Source organism: Ruegeria sp. EL01 (assembly GCF_900313035.1).
In the GTDB taxonomy this organism is placed as follows: Bacteria; Pseudomonadota; Alphaproteobacteria; order Rhodobacterales; family Rhodobacteraceae; genus Ruegeria.
In genome coordinates this window covers 14,975-35,364 of record NZ_OMPS01000018.1, presented here as the reverse complement: position 1 = coordinate 35,364, position 20,390 = coordinate 14,975, and the positions used below count along the sequence as shown (strand labels likewise).

The following is a 20,390-nucleotide window of genomic DNA, read 5'->3' as shown; positions in this document are numbered from 1 at the left end:
TCACTGCCGCTCAGGCGGCGGCCTTATTGTTCTTGTGCATGACCTCACGCGCCAGATGCCGATAAGCCATCGCCCCCAACGAGCCCGAGTCATATTGCAAAACTGGGAGCGCATAAGACGGCGCTTCGCTGACCCGCACGTTTCTGGGTATCTTGGTCTTAAAGACCATCTCTCCCAGATTGTCACGTGCATCCTTTTCGACCTGACGGGACAAGTTGTTGCGGTTGTCATACATGGTCAACACAACACCTTCGATTCTAAGGTCCGGATTCGCAGTTTGCCGCACCTCTCGAATCGTGAGCATAAGTTGCGAAAGTCCCTCCAAAGCAAAGAATTCACTTTGCAAGGGAACCAGCACCGAATGGGCCGCAACCATTGCGTTGACAGTCAACAGATTCAGCGATGGCGGGCAATCAATCAGGACAAAATCCAGCTCAAATGAATCGATAGCAGTTTGACGCAGAGCATCATGTAGCAAGTAACTGCGCTTTTCATTCGAAATCAGCTCAATATCAGCCGAGCTGAGATCCACAGTTGCCGGGACAACAAATAAACCGCCGATTTCCGTTTCCTGTACAACCGCTTCAAGCGGTGCGTCATCCAGGATCAGATCATAAGTGGTCCAATCCCGGTCTTCGACACCCAATCCCGTTGATGCGTTTCCTTGCGGATCGAGATCAACCACCAGAACCCTGCAACCAGCTTCTGCCAAACCGGCTGCGAGATTGATCGCTGTCGTTGTTTTTCCAACCCCGCCCTTCTGATTGGCGACCGCAATAATACGAGGCCCTGAAGGACGAGACAGATCAACCACGTGATACTCCTTTGATCTTAAGGATGACGGCCTGGGGTTCTGTTAAACTTGTAATCGGCTCTGCATCAAATTTCCATTCCTCACGCGCCTCGCTTAGCTCTTTTTTCCAGTTTTCGCCTTTGGGCAACAAAGCTGTCCCGTTTTCGCCTAAATGCCTGTCACAAAAGGACAATAGCATACGCAGGTTTGCCAAAGCCCGGGCTGAAACTATATCTGCATCCAGACTATCAACAGCTTCGATTCGCTTGGAAATGACTTTGCAGTCCAGGCCACATTCCCGCACAACGCTACGAAGGAACGCCGATTTTCTTTGATCGCTTTCTACAAGCGAAAAATGGGATTGCGGCGCCTCGTCAGCCGCCATGATGGCGCAGACCATACCGGGGAAACCACCGCCGCTGCCAAGATCCACCCAGCTGTGAAATTCATCGGCGCATCTGTAAACCTGAACGGAATCAAGGATGTGCCGCTCCCAAATGTTCGACAGGCTGTTTCTGGACACCAAATTGATCTTGGGATTCCAGCGCTTTACCAGTTCGACATAGGTTATCAGGCGGGACAATGTTTCACGTGAAACATCCAAGCCCTCAAATAATGAGTGTTCAGGCGTCATGCTTGGCGAGCTCTTTGATCCCTGCGGAGTTTCGCCAGAACCAGTGTCAGCGCCGCCGGCGTTACCCCTTCTACCCGACTGGCCTGAGCAATATTCTCCGGTTTGGCCTGAGAGAGCTTCTGCTTCATCTCTGATGACAAGCCATCCAGCGCGAAATAGTCAAACGCCCGAGGGATCACGTAAGCTTCGTCGCGCTTCATCGCGTCGACATCCCTTTGTTGTCGCGCAATATAGTTTGCGTAAAGTGCGTCACGTTCGACCTGCAGGCGGATACTGGGTTCGACGTCTTGAAGTTCAGGAATCAAAGGCAACAAGCCATCAAAAGAAACATCTGGGAAGGCCAAGATCGCCATACCATCCCGACGATTTCCATCTTGATTGACATTGATACCCGCAGCCCGCACCTCTTTCGGCGTATAGGTTCGTTCGGTCAGCTTTGATTTCACCGCACCGAGCCGACCCATTTTCTTTTCAAAATGAGAATGCCGAGTCTCGCTGACGCAGCCCAAGTTCAGGCCGAGTGGCGTCAGGCGTTGATCGGCGTTGTCCGCCCGCAAAGACAGACGGAACTCGGCCCGAGACGTAAACATGCGATACGGTTCGGCAACACCGCGTGTTGTTAGATCATCAATCATAACGCCAATATAACTGTCCGCGCGGGTGAAGTGAGCAGGCTCACGAGCTTGAACCTCCAGCGCTGCATTCAGGCCAGCAACCATGCCCTGGGCTGCAGCCTCCTCATATCCTGTGGTTCCGTTGATTTGACCCGCAAGATATAGACCTGGAACCTCTGGCAGCGACAAGGATGCCGTCAGCACACGTGGGTCCACATAGTCATACTCAATGGCATATCCCGGTTGAAGGATATCAGCCTTTTCAAGTCCTTTGATGGACCGCACGTAGTCAAGCTGAACATCCTGCGGCAGTGAGGTCGAAATTCCGTTTGGGTAAATCGTATGATCGTTGACGCCTTCAGGTTCGAGAAAAACCTGATGAGAATCCTTATCAGCAAACCGAACAATCTTGTCTTCAATCGAAGGACAATACCGTGGCCCCACTCCATCAATATGGCCGCCATACATCGCGGACTTGTTCAGGTTCTTTTCGATGATTTCGTGAGTACGTTCGTTTGTGTGCGTTATTCCGCAAGCGATTTGCGGCGCAACAACCGACGTGGAGAGGAATGAAAACAGCGTCGGTTCATCATCCCCATCCTGACGAGCCAGGTCAGACCAGTCGATTGTTCGGCCGTCCAGGCGCGGTGGTGTACCAGTTTTGAGCCGACCCATGGGAAGCTTATAGCTGTCCAACCGCTCTGCCAGCTTAACTGAGGGGCGATCCCCCATACGGCCACCGGGGCGAGAGACATCGCCGATATGGATAACACCACGCAGAAAGGTACCGGATGTCAGAATGACCGCGCGCGCAGGGATTTCTGAGTTGTCACTTAGCTTTACTCCGGCAACGCGTTTTCCATCCATCAAGAAATCGACGACTTCGCCGATAACTACCGAAAGATGTTCTTGGCCCTGCGTTTCATTTTGCATCGCAGCCTTGTACAACGCCCGATCCGCTTGGGTGCGAGGCCCCTGAACCGCCGGCCCCTTTCGGCGATTTAGCAAGCGAAACTGGATACCTGCTTGATCTGCGACGCGGCCCATAACGCCGTCCAGCGCGTCAATCTCTCGCACCAAATGCCCTTTGCCCAGCCCTCCAATGGCCGGGTTACAAGACATTACGCCAATATCCGCCGCAGACAGCGTCACCAAAGCTGTGGACGCCCCCATTCTAGCAGCTGCATGCGCAGCTTCGGTGCCCGCATGACCCGCGCCAATCACAACTACATCGAATTTCGAATGTTTCACGTGAAACACTCCTCACTTACCGAGACAAAAGCTGGAGAAGATCTCATCCAGCAGGGTTTCGACATCTATTCTCCCAACCAAGGATTCAAGAGCCCGGATGGCAGTTCTTAACTCTTCTGCTGCGATATCATACAAGTCTGGGCCTGATTCCAGAACCGTCATTGCAGATCCAAGCGAATCCATAGATTTAGTGATCGCAATGCGATGACGCTCGCGCGTAGCAATACCATGGCTAGTAGATCGTCCACCGAGTACATACGAAATCTGGGATATCAGCGCGTCGATACCCTGTCCCGTCTTGCCAGAGATCCCGCCGTCGGAACCTTCTCGCAAGTCGGCTTTGGGTAAAACCTGAATGTCCCCGTCTTGCATTGGAACGCCCAGCTCTTCCGGCGATTCCGCCAGAAACACCCGAAGGTCTGCAGCTTCGGCCCGCTTTCTGGCCAGTTCGATCCCCAGGCTTTCAACGTAGTCTTCTGTATCTCGCAATCCTGCCGTATCCAACAAGGTCACCGGCAAGCCCGCCAGGTCCATCCGAACTTCAATGACATCCCGGGTCGTTCCGGCGTATTCAGACGTAATCGCTGCGTCGCGCCCGGCCAATGCATTTAGCAGTGTGGACTTGCCAGCGTTGGGCAGGCCAACAATGGCAACCTCAAACCCCGTCCGAATCCGTTCAGCGATCTTAACACCGTCCGCCTCGCGCTTTAGATCGGTCATCACACCTGATACAAGGTCACGCACTTCGGGTGTCACATCTGTTGGAATATCTTCGTCAGCAAAATCAATGACGGCTTCCAACAAGGAAGCTGCCCGAATCAAATCACGCCGCCATCGTTCTGCCAGCCCTCCCAGCTTACCTGCCAGAATGGCCTGAGCTTGTTTGCGCTGCGCTTCGGTTTCAGCGTCAATCAGATCCGCAAGGCCTTCGACCTGCGTCAGGTCCATCTTTCCGTTTTCCAAGGCCCGACGGGTGAACTCTCCGGGGTCCGCCACGCGCAACCCATCGGCCTCAGACAAGGACCGCAGCACGGCGTTTACTGATGCTGTGCTGCCGTGGATCTGCAGTTCGGCCACGTCTTCGCCGGTAAAGCTTGCGGGCGTTTGGAAAGTCAGGATCAGCCCATCATCCAATCGCGACCCGTCCGGATCGCGCAGAGTACGCAGTTTGATACCGCGCGGCGGCAAATCCCCACCTGTAAGTGCGGCCGCAGCGCGATGCGCGTGCGGACCGGACAGACGGATTACTGCCACGCCCGCTTTGCCTTGCGCGCTGGCCAAGGCGAATATCGTATCCATTCGAAGGCCTCGCGTCGGTTAAGACCTGTGTCAGGTATTCATCGAGTCGAAGAATTCGCCGTTTGTCTTGGTCTGTTTCAACTTCGACAACAGGAACTCAATCGCATCGGTGGTGCCCATGGGGTTGAGGATACGGCGCAGGACGAAGGTCTTGGCCAGATCGCCCTTGTCGACCAACAGATCCTCTTTCCGCGTACCGGACTTGAGGATGTCGATCGCCGGGAACACGCGCTTGTCTGCGATCTTACGATCCAGAACGATTTCCGAGTTACCAGTGCCTTTGAATTCTTCAAAGATGACCTCATCCATCCGGCTGCCGGTATCGATCAGCGCAGTGGCGATGATGGTCAGTGATCCACCCTCTTCGATATTCCGTGCCGCACCAAAGAAACGTTTAGGCCGTTGTAGGGCGTTGGCGTCTACGCCACCAGTCAAAACTTTACCCGAAGATGGCACCACAGTGTTAAAGGCCCTACCAAGTCTTGTGATCGAGTCAAGAAGAATAACAACATCTCGTTTATGCTCGACCAAACGCTTGGCCTTTTCGATGACCATTTCCGAGACTGCAACGTGGCGCGTCGCTGGTTCGTCGAAGGTCGAGGACACAACCTCACCCTTCACCGAGCGCTGCATGTCGGTCACCTCTTCGGGGCGTTCGTCGATCAGCAGAACAATCAGATAGCACTCTGGGTGGTTCTGTTCGATCGAATGCGCAATGTTCTGTAGGATTACCGTCTTACCGGTCCGTGGCGGCGCCACGATCAGTGACCGCTGACCTTTACCAATCGGCGAGACCAGATCGATCACACGGGCCGACTTGTCCTTGATGGTGGGATCTTCGATCTCCATCTTCAGACGCTCATCGGGGTACAGCGGTGTCAGGTTGTCAAAGGCAACCTTATGTTTAGCTTTCTCAGGCTCTTCAAAGTTGATCTTGGTAACTTTGGTCAGCGCGAAATAGCGCTCACTCTCATCAGGGGCTTTAATATCACCCTCAACCGTATCACCGGTGCGCAGGGAATGCAGACGGATCATATCCGGCGAGACATAGATATCGTCCGGACCGGGCAGATAGTTCGCCTCAGGCGAGCGGAGAAAGCCGAACCCATCCTGAAGAACCTCAAGCACACCGTCGCCACCCACGACCCAGCCTTCATCCGCGCGTTCGCGTAGAATCTGGAACATCATCTCGCCTTTTCGCATGGTCGAGGCGTTTTCGATTTCCAGCTCTTCGGCCATGGCCAGAAGGTCTTTAGGGCTTTGGGCCTTCAGGTCGGCCAGATTCAGGGATTCAGTTGTCATAATTATGCGAACCTTGGCCGCGTAGTGTGCGGCACAGACTGGAGTTTTAACTTGGAAGATACGTCGCCCGGACGGGCGTGTTGCGACTTACATAAGCGCCAAGGCGATCGGAGTCAAACAGGCCTCAGAATTTCAATATCACGGCCAGAACGATCACGACCATCAAAACGGTCGGAACCTCATTCATCATGCGGTACTGACGCCCTGTGAGCGTGTTACGTCCCTCTAAGAGGTCTTTACGTCGTGCCATCAGCCAATGATGAAACCACGTCATGCCGATCACTGCTGCACCCTTGACCCAGGGCCAGCTGAAATCCCAACTGACGATGCCGGGTGTAAAGACCATGATCAATCCGCAAACCCAGGCCACGATACTTGCGGGTCCCATAATCACGCGCAGCAGCTTGTGCTCCATCTCGAAGAAAATTTCTTGCGCCCCGTCGACGGACTGCGCTTTTTCGACATGATAGACGAACAGTCTGGGAAGATAGAACAGACCAGCCATCCACGAAATGACGGCCATGATGTGAAGTGATTTCACCCATGGGTACAGCGTGAAAAGAAGATCTGTCATTTTGGCTCTCGGCTTTGTTCCCGACCTACCTAATAAAAAAATAGGAAAAGAAAAAGGATGATGGTTTTGTAGGGAAGCCAGAATCCGTGGATTACTTTTTTACACCCAAGTTTTCCCCACGTGGACAGAATCTTTTGTGTCACAAATGATTCTGTTGGTATGATAATTTATTTATTAATAACAATTGTTTGCATCGTATTTGGCAACGCTCGACTGGGGATAACTCTTTGGGTAATCTCGGAAACTAGAATTGTCCCTTTGCGCAAAGTTATTCTTGTCCCGGCTGGATGATTTCCGCACGACTCGGGGAAGTGTGACGCGAAAATCCCAGGGTTGCGTGTCAACCGGAAAACCATAAAAAGCACCCCAGAACTCTCAATGATTTGCACACGGGGTTTTCCACATGTCTGTCCCCATCATCCTGGCGTCAGGGTCTTCTGTCCGAACTCAGCTGCTTGAAAACGCAGGTGTGCCACATACGGTTCAGGTCGCTCGCGTGGATGAGGATACCGCGAAACGCGCGCTGTTGGCCGAGGATGCGCCGCCCCGTGATATCGCGGACGCGCTGGCAGAAATGAAGGCGCGCAAGATCAGTGATAAGAACCCTGGCGCGATGGTTTTGGGGTGCGATCAGGTTCTGGATTTTGAAGGTCGATTGCTGTCCAAGCCTGAAACGCCTGAAGACGCGTTGGCGCAGCTTAAGATGATGCGAGGGAAGCGACATATGCTGCTGTCTGCTGCGGTGATCTATCAAGATGGTGAACCGATCTGGCGGCACGTTGGCCAGGTGCGTCTTCGCATGCGCGCCAGTTCCGACGCATATCTGAACGATTATGTAGCGCGAAACTGGGACAGCATCCGCCATGCTGTCGGAGGCTACAAGTTGGAAGAAGAAGGCGTACGCCTGTTCGCCACCATTGACGGGGACTATTTTAACGTCTTGGGTATGCCTTTACTTGAGCTGCTAAATTTTCTGGCTGTCAAAGGGGTGATTGATCAATGACGGACTCTCGGGTTCCGCTGGCTGGCGTGATTGGGCATCCTATTGGGCACTCCCGTTCGCCAAAGCTGCATGGTCATTGGCTGAAAACCTATGGTTTGCCCGGGCACTATGTTCCCATGGACGTGGCACCGGCAGACCTTGAGGCCGTTTTGCGAACATTGCCAAAGGCGGGTTTTGTCGGCGCAAATGTAACGGTACCGCACAAGGAAGCCGCGTTGCGTTTGGCCGATTATGCATCGGACCGTGCCACGGTGATCGGCGCTGCGAATACGCTGGTGTTTCGGGAAGACGGGTCGATCCATGCCGACAACACGGATGGCTACGGGTTCATGGAAAACCTGTACAGCGGCGCGCCGGACTGGAACGCCGCAGACGGCCCGGCCGTTGTGTTTGGTGCCGGAGGCGCGGCGCGCGCGGTGTTACAAGCCCTCGCTGATGCCGGGGTCCCGGAAATCCTGCTGACCAACCGGACCCGAAGCCGAGCCGATCATCTGAAAGAGGAATTTGGCCAGCGCATTAGTGTGGTCGACTGGGTTCAGGCCGGCAATGTGATCGAAAACGCCGAACTGGTGGTCAACACAACGTCTTTGGGCATGCAGGGCCAGCCGGACTTGCGGGTACCGTTGGACGGGTTGCAACCCGGTGCTGTGGTCACCGATTTGGTCTACGCCCCGCTAAAAACCCGCCTTCTGCAAACAGCAGACGACGCTGGATGCACGACCGTCGACGGATTGGGCATGCTGTTGCATCAGGCCGTACCCGGGTTCGAGCGCTGGTTTGGAGTTCGCCCTGACGTGGACGCAGACGCCCGCGCTGCCGCACTGGCATGAGCTTCGCCTTAGGTTTGACCGGGTCCATTGGCATGGGCAAAAGCACCACAGCACAGATGTTTGTCGACGAAGGATGTGCGCTTTGGGATGCGGATGCTGCAGTTCACCGGCTGTATTCAAGAGGCGGCGCAGCGGTTGAACCCATGAGAACAGTGTTTCCGCCTGCTATCGTGGACGGTGCAGTGAACCGGGATGCGCTAAAGCAGATCATTTCAGATGATCCAACAGCCCTGAAAACCATTGAAACGATTGTGCATCCGCTGGTTGCAGCAGATCGGGCCGCATTTCGCGATCGCACGGCCGCAGATATTCTGGTGTTCGACATCCCGCTGCTGTTTGAAACCGGCGGTGATGCGGCGATGGACGCGGTGGCCTGCGTGTCGATCCCGGTCGAGGAACAAAAACGCCGGGTGATGGAGCGTGGCACGATGACCGAGGCCCAGTTTGAACAAATCCGCGCCAAACAGATGCCAAACGTCGAAAAATCCGCGCGGTCAGACTATGTGATTGTCACCGACACGCTGGACCATGCCCGCGCGCAGGTGCAGGATGTGATCAGGCAAATACGGGCGGGATTGGCAGATGCGTGAGATTGTACTCGACACCGAAACCACAGGCTTCGACCCCGAAAGTGGTGACCGGATTGTAGAAATCGGCGCGGTTGAGCTGTGGAACCATGTGGCGACCGGCGAAACCTATCATGTCTACATAAACCCGGAACGATTCATGCCCGAAGAGGCGTTTGGCGTTCACGGTATTGGCCCGGATCTGTTGGAGCCGCCGCGCCCGATCGAAAAAGGCCAGGTGACCCTGAAAGATAAGCCGGTCTTTGCCAAAGTTGGTCAGGGATTCCGAGATTTTGTCGGCGACGCGAAGCTGGTGATCCACAACGCATCGTTCGATATGAAGTTCCTGAACGCTGAACTTGGTTGGATGGGCCTGCCGCCGCTGCCGATGGATCAGGCGCTGGACACGCTGGCCATTGCGCGCAAACGCTTTCCGGGCTCGCCCGCCTCGCTGGATGCGCTGTGTCGGCGGTTCAACATAGATAACTCGAACCGGGTATTGCACGGCGCTTTGCTCGACTCTGAAATTCTGGCCGAGGTCTATCTGGAGCTGATCGGTGGGCGGCAACCCGATTTTGGCCTGTCTGCATCGGGTTCGACAGCTGCAGGCGGCGGTGATGACTGGCGGCCAGCGCCGCGTTCGACGGCCCTGCCATCCCGGATCACCGCGGATGAGCAAGCGGCACATGATGCTTTTGTCGAGAAATTGGGCGATACTGCCCTGTGGACCCGCGCCTGATCCGGTCAGGCGCGGGTCAATGCTTTAGGCGTCAGCGCTTTGCGCCTGTTCCGACTGACGGCGCGCCAGCTCATTGCGATACAGGCTGACGAAGTCGATGTTGTCCAGATTGACCGGCGGATAGCCACCGTCACGGGTAATGTCGCTGACGATGCGACGCAGGAATGGGAACAACATCCGCGGGCATTCGATCATCAGGAACGGGTGCAGTTGATCCTCTGGCACACCTTCGATGTGGAACAGACCGCAATAGTCCAACTCGCACAGGAACAGGACGTCTTCCAGACCTTTGGCCTTGGATTTCAGGTTCAGCTTGATCGACACTTCGTATTGATGATCAGCCTGACGCTTTTTGGCATCCAGGTTCACCTGAACGGCGATTTCGGGCTGAACATCGCCGGATACGCCTTTTTGAGCCATCACGTTCTCAAACGACATATCCCGGATGAATTGCCCCAAAACACGCATCTGAACCTGCGGGGCGGATGGTGCCGCAGTGTTTTCTGCAGCGTTTTCTTCGGCCATGGATCTACTCCAAATGTAAAAATCGCCACTGCTTAGCAAGTTGGGCGCGACACCTCAATGCTCGTGCGGGCCTTCTACCAATTTGGAGGGTTTTGAGGGTTTTTTTCGCGGGCGCACCTCGGTGAACTCTCCGTCAATCACGTCGCCCTGATCAAACGGGGCCTTTTTGTTTTGAAAGCCAGGACCCGAACCCATCTGAAAATGGGTGACTTTGACTTTGGATTTCAGATAGCGAAAGACTGCCATCCGAAAACCGGGGATCAACAGGGCAAACCCCACGGCATCGGTGAAAAACCCCGGAGTGAGCAGCAATGCCCCCGACAGCAGGATCATGGCACCGTGGGCCAGCGGTTCGGTCGGATCATCAAGTTCGGCAAATGAGCGCTGCAATTGCCCCAGCGCCATGCGACCTTGTGTCCGAACCAGAACGGTGCCCAAAACCGCAGTCAGCACTACAATCGCAAGCGTGGGCCAAAGACCGATCAACCCACCAACCTGAATGAACAGAGCGATTTCAATGATAGGCACCAATAAAAATGCCAAGAACAGGTACATTTGCGCTATCCTTTCTCATAGCTGGGGCTGTGGACTTGCCACCAACTGTCACCTACATAGTGGCATGAGGCCGTGTACACAAAGTCTCGGCGCTGAAAAGAGAATGAAATGAGCAACCATCCCATGATCCAGCTATTGGTGCTACTTGGCATTGCTGTTTTCCTGATCCTCCGCCTGAGAAGCGTTTTGGGCACGCGCGAAGGTTTCGAGAAACCACCGCTGCAACAGCAGCCCAATGCAAGTAAATCTCGCGGAGATTTCGAAGTCATTGAAGGTGGCCCGGATCATGACATCACGGATCATGTGCCCGAAGACAGCGATCAGGCCCAGACTTTGGCTGCGATGAAGCGGGTCGAGCCCAGCTTTTCCGTCACTGAATTCGTGCAGGGCGCGCGCGGAGCGTACGAGATGATCGTGATGGGATTCGAGAAGGGAAATCTGGATGAGATTCAGCCGTTCCTGTCGGAAGAGGTGTTTGACACCTTTGTATCGGTTGTTTCCGCCCGCGAAGATCAGGGCCTGACGATTGAGGCTGAATTTGTTGGTGTGCGCGAAACTACCCTGTCGGATGCAAAATTCGACAAGGACACCAATCAGGCGGAAATCACCATGCGCTTTGTCGGCGAGCTGACATCGGTCGTGCGTGACCGCGGTGGCGATATCATCGAAGGCAACCCCAATACGATCAAACGCCAAAAGGACAGTTGGACTTTTGCCCGGGTGATGGGCAAGGACGATCCAAACTGGCTGCTTGTCGCCACGGACGCATGATTGCAACGCTCCGGTCGCTACTATTGGTGGGTGTCATGACCTCTGCCAGCGCCGCCGGAGCAGAGGCGACGCGCTCTATCCTGTCATTCGACGATCTTGATGGCTGGGCCGCCGACGATCACGGGGCGGCCCTTTCGGTGTTTCTGAACACATGTGGTGATCTATCTGGCCCGGACTGGCGGGCGCTTTGTGGCGCGGCCCAATCTTATGAGCCAGATGCAGCCCGGTCGTTTTTTGAGTTGTTCTTTCGCCCGGTTCTGGTCGAGGACGGGAATGATGCGCTGTTTACCGGTTATTTCGAACCAGAGCTTGATGGATCCAGATCGCGGTCGGATCGGTTCAAATACCCGATCTACAAGATGCCGCCCGAGGCCCGCGAAGACGGGCAATGGTTAAGCCGCCGTGAAATCCTGACCGGCGCGGCGATGCAGGGCCGCGGGTTGGAGATTGCGTGGGTCGACGACCCGGTTGAACTGTTCTTTCTGCAAATTCAGGGCTCGGGCCGTGTGCGCTTGCCAGATGGTGGCGCTTTACGCGTCGGATATGGCGGCGCAAATGGACACCCCTATCGCTCGATCGGAGTGGAGCTGGTTCGGCGTGGGATTTTAGGCGCGCATGAGGTCAGCGCCCAGATGATCCGCGCATGGGTTCGCAAGAATCCCGAGGCCGGCGCAGAGCTGTTGTTTCACAACCCGTCCTATGTGTTTTTTCGCGAAGTCACGCGTGTTGCGCCCGAATTCGGACCGTTGGGCGCGATGAACCGATCCGTCACCACGATGCGCAGCATTGCGGCTGACCCGGTCTATACGCCACTTGGCGCACCGGTCTGGGTGGAAAAGGATGGAAAAGACCCGATCCGTCGATTGATGATCGCGCAGGATACAGGATCGGCCATCAAAGGCGCGCAGCGGGCCGATATCTTTTTCGGAACCGGAGATGAGGCAGGTCAGGCCGCCGGACAATTGAAAGACCCGGGCCGAATGGTGGTTTTGCTGCCGATCCAACGCGCTTACGCCTTGTTGCCGGATGAATTCTGATGACCCGGCGCAAACTGACGGCGGACGAGGTCGAGCTTTGGCGGAAGGTCGCGCAAAAGGCGGAACGGCTGCACCCTGAGATCCCGCAGGCTGTTCATCCAACGCCTCTGCCCAAGCCAAAGCCGAAGAAAAATCCGAAGCCCCGGATTGACGCATTCGAACTGGGGCAGACCCACCGTGTGAAGCCATCCGGGAACACCCTTAAGCCTTCGGTAACAGAAGCGCTCAGGAGCGCTCCGGTTCAGATGGACGTAAAAGCCTTCAACCGGATGAAACGCGGCAAGCTGAAGCCCGAAGGCAAGCTTGATCTGCACGGAATGCGGGTTGATACGGCCCATCCGGCGCTGATCCGGTTCATCTTGAATGCTCAGGCACAGGGCAAGCGCCTGGTGCTGGTGGTGACCGGGAAAGGGAAAGACCGGGATGAGCCCGGTCCGATTCCAACGCCCCGAGGCGTGTTGCGCAATCAGGTGCCGAAATGGTTGTCTCTGCACCCATTGGCGCAGGCCGTGATGCAGGTGTCGCCTGCCCATATCAGCCATGGTGGCGATGGCGCTTACTACGTCTATCTGCGGCGCACCCGTTAAAGAGTGCGCACGGCGCGTGACACGCCAATCCAGACCAATAAACATACCAGCACAAAGAACGCGCCGATCCAAAGGAACTGGGTGTCGAGCGGCACGCCATAGTCAATCAGAATGCCGGTCAGGCCCGGCCCGATGGCAGACCCAAGCACCATGACGGCGGTGGCCAGCGCTTTTATCGATCCAATATGCCGCGTGCCGTAGAACTCGGCCCAAAAGGCGCTGGGCAAAGTGCTGTTTGCCCCAACGGTCAGGCCCAAAAAAATCAACCCAACCATAGCGCCGCTGATCGTGGTCGACATTGCCAGAATGACAAAGCCCACGGCGAAGGGCAGCTGATAAAACGGCATCATGCGTGCTGTGCCCCATTTGTCCAAAGCCCATCCCGCAGCGAACATCGAAAGCAGCGATACGGCGGTATAGACAGGGAACAAAGCGACCAGCTGGATATGTTGCCAGCCTTTGACTTCGGCCAGATAAACCTGATGAAAGAAGAACGCGGTGGTGAAAGCGGACGGCGCCAGTACCGAAGGCGCAATGAACCAGAACAGTGGATGAAACAAGGCTTCGCGCCGGGTCCAATGACGGCCTTGCATGCCGGTGGAGGAATATTCGTCTGCCAGACTTTGCGGTGTTCGTTCTTGTCGCAATAGCCGCATCAATACCGGGATACCGATAAGGGTGAGGCCCGCAGCGAAGACCCAAAGCCAGCGCCAGTCCAGGAACACCATCGCAGCCACAAAGGCCAGCGGCAGCATCGCCTCACCAATCGCAAACCCGATTGACGCAATCGAGAGAGCTTTGCCGCGCGTGGCCGTGAACCAGCGCGCCATTGCAACCACTGCCAAATGTGTGCTCATCCCTTGGCCAAAAAGACGCAGCAGAAAGATGACCACAGGCAGCAGAACCACCCAGGAATTCAGCGCCATGGCGACGGCAGCCAATGCCAGACCTGCCAGAACAACCGGGCCCAGGACCCGCACACGGAAGATATCCGTCAACCCGCCAGCCCAAATCATGACAACGGCGGAGACGGTCGTGCCTAGCGTGTATAACCCACCCCATGCGCCATGGCTTAGCCCAAACTCTGATCTGATTTCACCAGCGAAGATCGAGATAAAGAACGTCTGGCCAAAACAGGACAGGAAAGTCAGCAAAACCCCTGCGCCAAGCCAAGTTGCATTTTCAAAAAGGTACTGGCGCAGGCGAAACTGCGTCACGGAGTGGTGACCTGCGCCTGTCCCGTCTCGGACAGAACAATCTCAGTTGCTCCATCCGTATTGATTTCGGTTGCTGGGACCAACGCTTTTACCCCCGGCCGATCACGTCCGAAGGTGCTGTTGACGCGCCGAACAGAGCTGAGAATGGACAAAAGCGCTGGCGAGGTGGCCGCCACGAAATGCGACGATCCGGCATCACTGTTGAACGCAGTCGTATCGATCACGCTGATTGGGTAGTCTTCCAGCTGCTCAATCGAGTCTATATTTCCCAGCCTTTTACTGTCGGCAGTGCCGCGCAGCCGGGCCGAGATATTCAAGACCTTGTCCTTTTTCGACACCATCACAACAAACGGATCCGGCGGGTTTTTGATGCTGTCCATCTGCGTGCGGAACAGATCCACATCCAGGTCCGGTGAAATCAGAATGACGCCTTCGATGTTGCGTTTGGACCAGCCGGGCTGGCGCAGTTCTGCCTGACGCATCATTTCCATTGTCAGGGCGCCGCCCATTGAATGGGCCAGGATGTTCACATGCGTCACGCCCATTGCTTTTAACTCGGCAATGGTTCGTTCCAGCCCGTCCCGGGCAAACAGCATGCTGTCCAGATCATAGGCATAGCCAATTCCGCGCGCCTGGCTGGGCCAGGAATAGATCAGGATCGACCCGGGAATTCCGATGTCATGCGCCAATTGTGCGGCCCGAAATGCAGTTTCCGTCTGGGTTGCGTTGTAGCCATGGACAAAAATTGTGACGTCTTTCACGCCTGTCAATCGCTGCCCAAGATCCTGCGGACCGGAAAACTCGTCAACATCGGCCAAGACGAACTGTTTGTCAGGGTTTGGGTCTGCATAAGAGAATTTCAGGGTCCCCGGGGTGTGGGAGGGTGGAATTGATACCGTCATTTCCAGATACCGCAGCTGCTGTGCCCGGCGATACCCGTATGACCCGTCAGCTTCGCGTGCGCGCGACGTCACCGCAAAGACAGTTTCCGGTGTTCCAACTCGTAGTGCACTTGGAACGGTTTCGGAAATCGAGCGATCCACACAGGCACTCAAAGAAGCAGTAGTCAGTAGAATAAACAAATAGCGCAGCACAACCAGACCTCGAAGCGTCGTTGCGTTACGCTATTGATTTCCCGCACCGCGTCCAGTGACAACAGGAGAACGCCCGCAATAAAGCAGCGAATTCTGGCTGGTTTGGTTACAGAACGTAACGACTCAGGTCTGCGGATTTGGTCAACTCACCCAGATTGTCACTGACAAACTGCGCATCGACGGTGATTTCTGCCCCCGCTTTGTCAGGCGCAACAAAGGAGAGGTCTTCGAAAACACGCTCCATCACCGTGTACAACCGGCGCGCGCCAATGTTTTCGACGCTTTGGTTTACGTCGGCCGCAATGCGCGCCAGCGCGGCGATACCGTCTTTGGTGAAACCAACGGTGACCTGTTCTGTACCCATCAGGGCAGTATATTGACGGGTCAGGGCATTGTCGGTTTCCGTCAGGATACGCACGAAATCCTCTTCAGTCAGCGCCCGAAGCTCGACCCGGATGGGCAAACGGCCCTGAAGTTCTGGCAATAGGTCAGACGGCTTGGCGATGTGAAACGCACCCGACGCAATAAACAGGATGTGGTCAGTTTTCACCGCACCGTGTTTGGTGGACACGGTTGTGCCCTCGATCAGAGGTAAAAGATCCCGCTGCACACCTTCGCGGCTGACATCGCCACCACGGGCGTCGGTGCGCGCGCAAACCTTGTCAATCTCGTCCAGGAACACGATGCCGTTCTGCTCAACGGACTCTAACGCGGTTCGATTGACGGCCTCGTCGTCCAGCAGCTTGTCCGCCTCTTCCCCGATCAGAAGATCATAGCTTTCCGCGACGCTCATCCGGCGCTTCACAGTGCGTCCCCCAAAGGCTTTGCCAAAGATATCGCCCAGGTTCATCATTCCCATCTGGCTGCCGGGTTGGCCGGGAATGTCGAGCATCGGCATCGGGTTCGAGCTGTCGGCAATTTCAAGCTCGATGACCGTATCGTCCAGCTCGCCTGCTTTAAGTTTCTTGCGGAACATTTCCCGTGTGCCGTCGCGGGCGTCGGTTCCTGCAATGGCCTCGATCACACGATCTTCGGCAGCTTCATAGGCTTTTGCCTTCACGTCTTCGCGCATGTATTCGCGGGTCTGCAGAATGGCAGCGTCGGCCAGATCGCGGATAATCTGTTCCACGTCGCGGCCGACATAGCCGACCTCGGTGAATTTCGTCGCCTCGACCTTGATGAAAGGTGCGCGCGCCAGTTTGGCCAGACGGCGGCTGATTTCGGTTTTACCAACACCGGTGGGCCCGATCATCAGGATGTTCTTTGGATAGACCTCATCGCGAATGTCATCGGCCAGCTGCTTGCGCCGCCAGCGATTGCGCAACGCCACCGCCACCGCGCGTTTCGCGTCTTTCTGACCGATGATAAAACGGTCCAGTTCCGAGACAATCTCGCGCGGGGTCAGGTCGGTCAAGGGGCAGTCCTTTCGGTCGGCATTGGTGACATTTGGCATAGGTAATCACGGCGACCATGAAAACAACCAAGCCAACTTCTCTGGCAGCGTTGGTTAGCAACGGCGTCTTCGGTTTGCAATTGCTTTCCGTCAACAGCCCCATAGGTCAAACGACCCGCGTCTGCTAAAGTGATTTCAATGGGTTGAGTGGTCAGGATTGCGGAATGACGAAGATTGCCAAAATCACATTGCTGTTTGTCGTGTTTGTGGACCTGATTGGTCAGGGTCTGGTTTTCCCGATCATCAACTCACTGATCATGGAGACAAAATCAGGGTTTTTGCCGGAAAGCACATCGTCGGGCAGCCGGCACCTGTACTATGGCCTGGTGATCGGTTGCTTCTTTCTGTCTTGGTTTCTCGGCGTTGTTTACGTCTCAAAAGTGTCGGACTCGATCGGGCGCAAGAATGCACTGTTGGTCTGTCTTGCGGGCGCATTGGCGGGCTACGCGCTGACCATTGCAGCCTTGTACCTCAACAGCCTTCTGTTGTTGATCGTGGGCCGGTCCATCACCGGGTTCACCGCAGGAAACCAGCCCATCGCGCAGGCGGCCATGATCGACGGCAGCACCGATGCGGCGGACCGCGACCGCAATATGGGCTATATTATCACCGGTGTCAGCTTTGGTCTGGTCGGAGGGCCAATCATCGGCGCAGTGCTGTCAGATACGGCCTTGCTGGGCAGCGTGGCAACATTGAAAACCCCGTTCTATGGCGCGTTTGTTTTGGTTCTTATCGCCATCGCCCTTGTGACGTTCTTCTTCAAGGACACACGGACCGAACGGGCCGCGTTTGTGTTCCGACCGCGTGACATCACGGACAGCCTGATTGCGGTGCGCGAACATCCGATGGTTTTGAGAATCCTGCCGGTCTACGCGCTTTTCATGATCGCGAACGTCACGTTTTATGTGTTTGTAGACAATTTCCTGACCAGTGCCTTTGGCTATGGGGTGATCGGCGGAAGCATGGCCATGGTGGTTATCGGCTGTGCGCTGGCGTTCTCCAGCACCTTCCTTGTTAAACCCGCGCAAGAGAGGTTCAGCAAGCATGCAATTATCTACACCTCGCTGGTTGTGATGGTGGTTTGCGGGTTTGCTTTTGCCTTTAGCCCCAACGGCGTGCTCAGCTATGTCCCCGTGTTCTTCTTCTACTTCTTTTTCGGAGTTTCTTACCCAACCCTACTGGGCCTGTTTTCCTCGGCCGTCAGTGAGACGGATCAGGGCTGGGTTATGGGGGTCACGACGGCGGTATTCTGCCTTGCCGGTGGGGTGATGTCCTTGATCGGCGGAGGCCTGATGAGCATCGATATCCGCGTGCCCTATTACATCGTGATTGTTGCGGCGATTCTTGGGCTGATCGGCATGCACCGGCGCTGGAAAGGTAAGGAAATCTCGACTCTGTTAGCCTGAGATCGCTTCGACCGTCAGATTGCCATTGGTATAGACGCAGATATCGGCCGCGATCGCCATGGATTGGCGGGCCACGTCTTCGGCCGATTTGTCGCTGTCCATCATGGCGCGGGCTGCAGCCAGGGCAAAGTTTCCGCCCGATCCGATGGCGGCCACGTTATGTTCGGGCTCAAGAACATCCCCTGCCCCGGTGATCACAAACAGGTCCTTGCCGTCGGTGACGATCAGCATCGCCTCGAGTTTTTGCAGGTACTTATCCGTGCGCCAATCCTTGGCCAGTTCGACCGATGCGCGGGCCAATTGGCCGGGTGTCGCTTCAAGCTTGGTTTCCAGCCGCTCCAACAACGTGAACGCGTCCGCTGTGGATCCGGCAAATCCGGCGACAATTTCAAAGCCACCGGGTGACAGGCGACGCACCTTGCGTGCGGTGCCTTTGATCACGGTCTGGCCAAGGCTGACCTGCCCGTCACCGGCGATGACGATCTGACCGCCCTTTTTGACGCCAATGATCGTTGTGCCGTGCCATCCGGGAAAGTCGCTGTCTGCCATGTAAGCCTCCACTATCGTCGGCACCCTATATGGGCTGGGCGGGTCTTTGGCGCAACCCGTTCATAAACCGGACAAAAGATATGCACAGGACGCAATCCGGGGTTACCGGACCAGCAATTGTGAGTCTGCGACCTTGGGACTACATGAGGCTTACAACCGACAAGGGGTCGGCTGTTTCAAATACAAGGACTGCGCAAATGGCAACTACAGCAAACATTCACGCGCCGCTCGGAGCAGCTTCTATCCTGCACGTAGTGGACACCTTCATCAAAGCCTTCGACGGAGCTGTCGAATGGAACGAAGCCCGCAAGACACGCAAGATTCTGGTGAATCTGACAGACGCTCAGCTGGAAGATATCGGACTGGTGCGCGCGGATATCGCGAACTTCTGATCCCAACCCGGATTTGAGAATTGAAACGGCCGCCCGGATATCCGAGCGGCTTTTTCTTTGTCAGCTTTGCACATATTTCCCGGTTTGATCCGGCAGAAATGCCTCGATCGCGGCCGTCGCGATAACATGACGCGTGCCAGCTTCGTCATCGGTGACGTCCAACCCGCCTTTGACTGCCCGCACTTCGGCGCGACCCCGAGGCAGATCGGCGGCGACCCGGTCGCAGTCGATGGCTTCGGGCTGCTGAACGCCAATTGTCACGCATACGCGCATTTCCGAATGGTCGATGCCCAGTTTGGAAAACAGCGCGATCGAGGAATGGTGCAGTGCATCTTGCACTGCGCGCCGTGCCGCCTTGGTGTAATCCTGACCATACAAGTCGTTGCCGGTGCCCATTTCCAGAATGATACGTTGTTCACTCATTGCGCTGGCTTCATATTGAACGAGACGATCAGGGCGGCGTTGGCAATGACGGTGTGCCCGTTGCCAAGCGGCTTTTCGATGTCCAGGCCTCCTTTGGTGACTGAAATGTTGGGCTGGCCGTACGGAAAAACAGCTTTTAGCGCCTCCACATCAACCTGATCCGGTTGCTGCACGCCGATTTCGGCATCAATGATCATCGCTTCCTTCGGAAACCCGAACAATTCTGCCATGTTGACCGAGTTGTGCCACAGCGCGTCCTTGACAGCACGCAGCGCCGCCTCGGTGTAATCCATGCGTCGCAATGACGTACCCATTCCGAATTCCACTAGAACTCGCGTTTTTGCCATCAACCGTTCCTTTCGCTCAACAAAAAAGGCGCCCCGATCTGAGGCGCCTTTTGATGATACTGTTACCGCCAGATCAGATGGATTCGTCGATCCAGCTTTGCAGCGCGGCCTTGGGGGCAGCGCCCGCACGGTTGGATACCACTTCACCATCCTTGAAGATGAACAAGGCCGGGATGCCGCGAACGCCCATAGCTGCGGCGGCATTTGGGTTGCTGTCCACGTCGACCTTGGCGATTTTCACCTTGCCGCCGTATTCAGAGGCCAGTTCTTCCAGGGCGGGACCGATTTGCTTACAGGGTCCGCACCACTCGGCCCAGAAATCCACAACAACTGGGACATCCGAGTTCTTGACTTCGGCGTCAAATGTTTCGTCGGTGACGGCTACGGTCGACATACTCTGTCTCCTGAATGAGATGCGCTTGGGAAGTG

The 20,390-nt window shown here is 55.7% G+C and carries 24 protein-coding genes; 9 read left to right on the top strand and 15 right to left on the bottom strand.

Annotation, left to right across the window (positions count from 1 at the left end; genetic code table 11):
- Positions 1 to 10 precede the first annotated feature (10 nt).
- The 6 genes from D9K61_RS09615 to D9K61_RS09590 form a co-directional block, all read right to left on the bottom strand.
- Complete coding sequence (locus tag D9K61_RS09615; protein ID WP_120633040.1) at positions 11 to 814, bottom strand: ParA family protein; 804 nt, start codon at positions 812 to 814, stop codon at positions 11 to 13.
- On the bottom strand, positions 807 to 1,427 hold the full coding sequence (gene rsmG, locus D9K61_RS09610) for a 16S rRNA (guanine(527)-N(7))-methyltransferase RsmG (RefSeq protein WP_120633039.1): 621 nt from the start codon (positions 1,425 to 1,427) through the stop codon (positions 807 to 809). Before rsmG ends, D9K61_RS09615 begins: the two co-directional genes overlap by 8 nt.
- Positions 1,424 to 3,292: a tRNA uridine-5-carboxymethylaminomethyl(34) synthesis enzyme MnmG gene (mnmG, locus tag D9K61_RS09605; RefSeq protein ID WP_120633038.1), complete on the bottom strand. Its 1,869-nt coding sequence runs from the start codon at positions 3,290 to 3,292 to the stop codon at positions 1,424 to 1,426. The genes rsmG and mnmG overlap by 4 nt, the downstream gene beginning before the upstream one ends.
- 12 nt (positions 3,293 to 3,304) lie before the next feature.
- The gene (gene mnmE, locus D9K61_RS09600) at positions 3,305 to 4,591 is read right to left on the bottom strand and encodes a tRNA uridine-5-carboxymethylaminomethyl(34) synthesis GTPase MnmE (RefSeq protein ID WP_120633037.1); all 1,287 of its coding nucleotides are present in this window, start codon (positions 4,589 to 4,591) and stop codon (positions 3,305 to 3,307) included.
- A gap of 30 nt (positions 4,592 to 4,621) precedes the next feature.
- Positions 4,622 to 5,893, bottom strand: a complete 1,272-nt coding sequence (gene rho / locus D9K61_RS09595) for a transcription termination factor Rho (RefSeq protein WP_120633036.1) — start codon at positions 5,891 to 5,893, stop codon at positions 4,622 to 4,624.
- 124 nt (positions 5,894 to 6,017) lie between these two features.
- Positions 6,018 to 6,467 (bottom strand): CopD family protein, encoded by a 450-nt coding sequence (locus D9K61_RS09590; RefSeq protein WP_120633035.1) that lies wholly within the window; start codon positions 6,465 to 6,467, stop codon positions 6,018 to 6,020.
- A 403-nt stretch (positions 6,468 to 6,870) separates the two neighbouring features.
- On the opposite strand from D9K61_RS09590, the gene D9K61_RS09585 reads away from it, so the two are divergent.
- Genes D9K61_RS09585 through dnaQ form a run of 4 tightly spaced genes read left to right on the top strand, consistent with a single transcriptional unit; the run spans position 6,871 to position 9,605 of the window.
- Positions 6,871 to 7,470, top strand: a complete 600-nt coding sequence (locus tag D9K61_RS09585; protein WP_120633034.1) for a nucleoside triphosphate pyrophosphatase — start codon at positions 6,871 to 6,873, stop codon at positions 7,468 to 7,470.
- On the top strand, positions 7,467 to 8,300 hold the full coding sequence (locus D9K61_RS09580; RefSeq protein WP_120633033.1) for a shikimate dehydrogenase: 834 nt from the start codon (positions 7,467 to 7,469) through the stop codon (positions 8,298 to 8,300). The genes D9K61_RS09585 and D9K61_RS09580 overlap by 4 nt, the downstream gene beginning before the upstream one ends.
- Entirely contained in the window at positions 8,297 to 8,890 is a 594-nt protein-coding gene (gene coaE / locus D9K61_RS09575) for a dephospho-CoA kinase (RefSeq protein WP_120633032.1), read from the top strand. The genes D9K61_RS09580 and coaE overlap by 4 nt, the downstream gene beginning before the upstream one ends.
- Complete coding sequence (dnaQ, locus tag D9K61_RS09570; protein ID WP_120633031.1) at positions 8,883 to 9,605, top strand: DNA polymerase III subunit epsilon; 723 nt, start codon at positions 8,883 to 8,885, stop codon at positions 9,603 to 9,605. Before coaE ends, dnaQ begins: the two co-directional genes overlap by 8 nt.
- 24 nt (positions 9,606 to 9,629) lie before the next feature.
- Here dnaQ and secB read toward each other — a convergent pair whose 3' ends face one another.
- Both secB and D9K61_RS09560 read right to left on the bottom strand, forming a co-directional pair.
- Positions 9,630 to 10,130, bottom strand: coding sequence for a protein-export chaperone SecB (gene secB / locus D9K61_RS09565; protein WP_120633030.1), 501 nt, complete (start codon positions 10,128 to 10,130; stop codon positions 9,630 to 9,632).
- 54 nt (positions 10,131 to 10,184) lie between these two features.
- Positions 10,185 to 10,685, bottom strand: a complete 501-nt coding sequence (locus D9K61_RS09560) for an FxsA family protein (protein ID WP_120633029.1) — start codon at positions 10,683 to 10,685, stop codon at positions 10,185 to 10,187.
- Positions 10,686 to 10,793: 108 nt separating this feature from the next.
- On the opposite strand from D9K61_RS09560, the gene D9K61_RS09555 reads away from it, so the two are divergent.
- The 3 genes from D9K61_RS09555 to D9K61_RS09545 are packed head-to-tail and all read left to right on the top strand — an operon-like array spanning position 10,794 to position 13,080.
- Positions 10,794 to 11,456 (top strand): Tim44/TimA family putative adaptor protein, encoded by a 663-nt coding sequence (locus D9K61_RS09555; RefSeq protein ID WP_120633028.1) that lies wholly within the window; start codon positions 10,794 to 10,796, stop codon positions 11,454 to 11,456.
- A complete protein-coding gene (locus D9K61_RS09550) occupies positions 11,453 to 12,493 on the top strand; it encodes a murein transglycosylase A (RefSeq protein WP_120633027.1) in 1,041 nt (346 codons plus the stop codon). Before D9K61_RS09555 ends, D9K61_RS09550 begins: the two co-directional genes overlap by 4 nt.
- On the top strand, positions 12,493 to 13,080 hold the full coding sequence (locus D9K61_RS09545; RefSeq protein WP_120633026.1) for a Smr/MutS family protein: 588 nt from the start codon (positions 12,493 to 12,495) through the stop codon (positions 13,078 to 13,080). The genes D9K61_RS09550 and D9K61_RS09545 overlap by 1 nt, the downstream gene beginning before the upstream one ends.
- Here D9K61_RS09545 and D9K61_RS09540 read toward each other — a convergent pair.
- From D9K61_RS09540 to hslU, 3 genes are all read right to left on the bottom strand, one after another.
- Positions 13,077 to 14,297, bottom strand: coding sequence for an MFS transporter (locus D9K61_RS09540; protein WP_120633025.1), 1,221 nt, complete (start codon positions 14,295 to 14,297; stop codon positions 13,077 to 13,079). The genes D9K61_RS09545 and D9K61_RS09540 overlap by 4 nt on opposite strands.
- The gene (locus D9K61_RS09535; protein WP_371688469.1) at positions 14,294 to 15,340 is read right to left on the bottom strand and encodes an alpha/beta hydrolase; all 1,047 of its coding nucleotides are present in this window, start codon (positions 15,338 to 15,340) and stop codon (positions 14,294 to 14,296) included. Before D9K61_RS09535 ends, D9K61_RS09540 begins: the two co-directional genes overlap by 4 nt.
- Before the next feature lie 157 nt (positions 15,341 to 15,497).
- Positions 15,498 to 16,805 carry an ATP-dependent protease ATPase subunit HslU gene (gene hslU / locus D9K61_RS09530; RefSeq protein ID WP_120633110.1) on the bottom strand — a complete coding sequence of 436 codons (1,308 nt, stop codon included), beginning with the start codon at positions 16,803 to 16,805 and terminating at the stop codon, positions 15,498 to 15,500.
- 203 nt (positions 16,806 to 17,008) lie between these two features.
- Here hslU and D9K61_RS09525 point away from each other — a divergent pair, with 203 nt between their 5' ends.
- Entirely contained in the window at positions 17,009 to 18,250 is a 1,242-nt protein-coding gene (locus tag D9K61_RS09525) for an MFS transporter (protein WP_120633023.1), read from the top strand.
- On the opposite strand, the gene hslV is transcribed toward D9K61_RS09525, so the two are convergent.
- Complete coding sequence (hslV, locus tag D9K61_RS09520; RefSeq protein WP_120633022.1) at positions 18,242 to 18,799, bottom strand: ATP-dependent protease subunit HslV; 558 nt, start codon at positions 18,797 to 18,799, stop codon at positions 18,242 to 18,244. The genes D9K61_RS09525 and hslV overlap by 9 nt on opposite strands.
- A 197-nt stretch (positions 18,800 to 18,996) precedes the next feature.
- On the opposite strand from hslV, the gene D9K61_RS09515 reads away from it, so the two are divergent.
- The gene (locus tag D9K61_RS09515; RefSeq protein ID WP_120633021.1) at positions 18,997 to 19,191 is read left to right on the top strand and encodes a DUF1127 domain-containing protein; all 195 of its coding nucleotides are present in this window, start codon (positions 18,997 to 18,999) and stop codon (positions 19,189 to 19,191) included.
- Positions 19,192 to 19,251: 60 nt separating this feature from the next.
- Here the strand turns inward: D9K61_RS09515 and D9K61_RS09510 are convergent, their stop codons facing one another.
- From D9K61_RS09510 to trxA, 3 genes are all read right to left on the bottom strand, one after another.
- A complete protein-coding gene (locus D9K61_RS09510; protein WP_120633020.1) occupies positions 19,252 to 19,614 on the bottom strand; it encodes a Lin0512 family protein in 363 nt (120 codons plus the stop codon).
- Entirely contained in the window at positions 19,611 to 19,961 is a 351-nt protein-coding gene (locus D9K61_RS09505; protein WP_120633019.1) for a Lin0512 family protein, read from the bottom strand. The genes D9K61_RS09510 and D9K61_RS09505 overlap by 4 nt, the downstream gene beginning before the upstream one ends.
- Before the next feature lie 73 nt (positions 19,962 to 20,034).
- The gene (gene trxA / locus D9K61_RS09500; protein ID WP_120633018.1) at positions 20,035 to 20,355 is read right to left on the bottom strand and encodes a thioredoxin; all 321 of its coding nucleotides are present in this window, start codon (positions 20,353 to 20,355) and stop codon (positions 20,035 to 20,037) included.
- Positions 20,356 to 20,390: the final 35 nt, after the last annotated feature.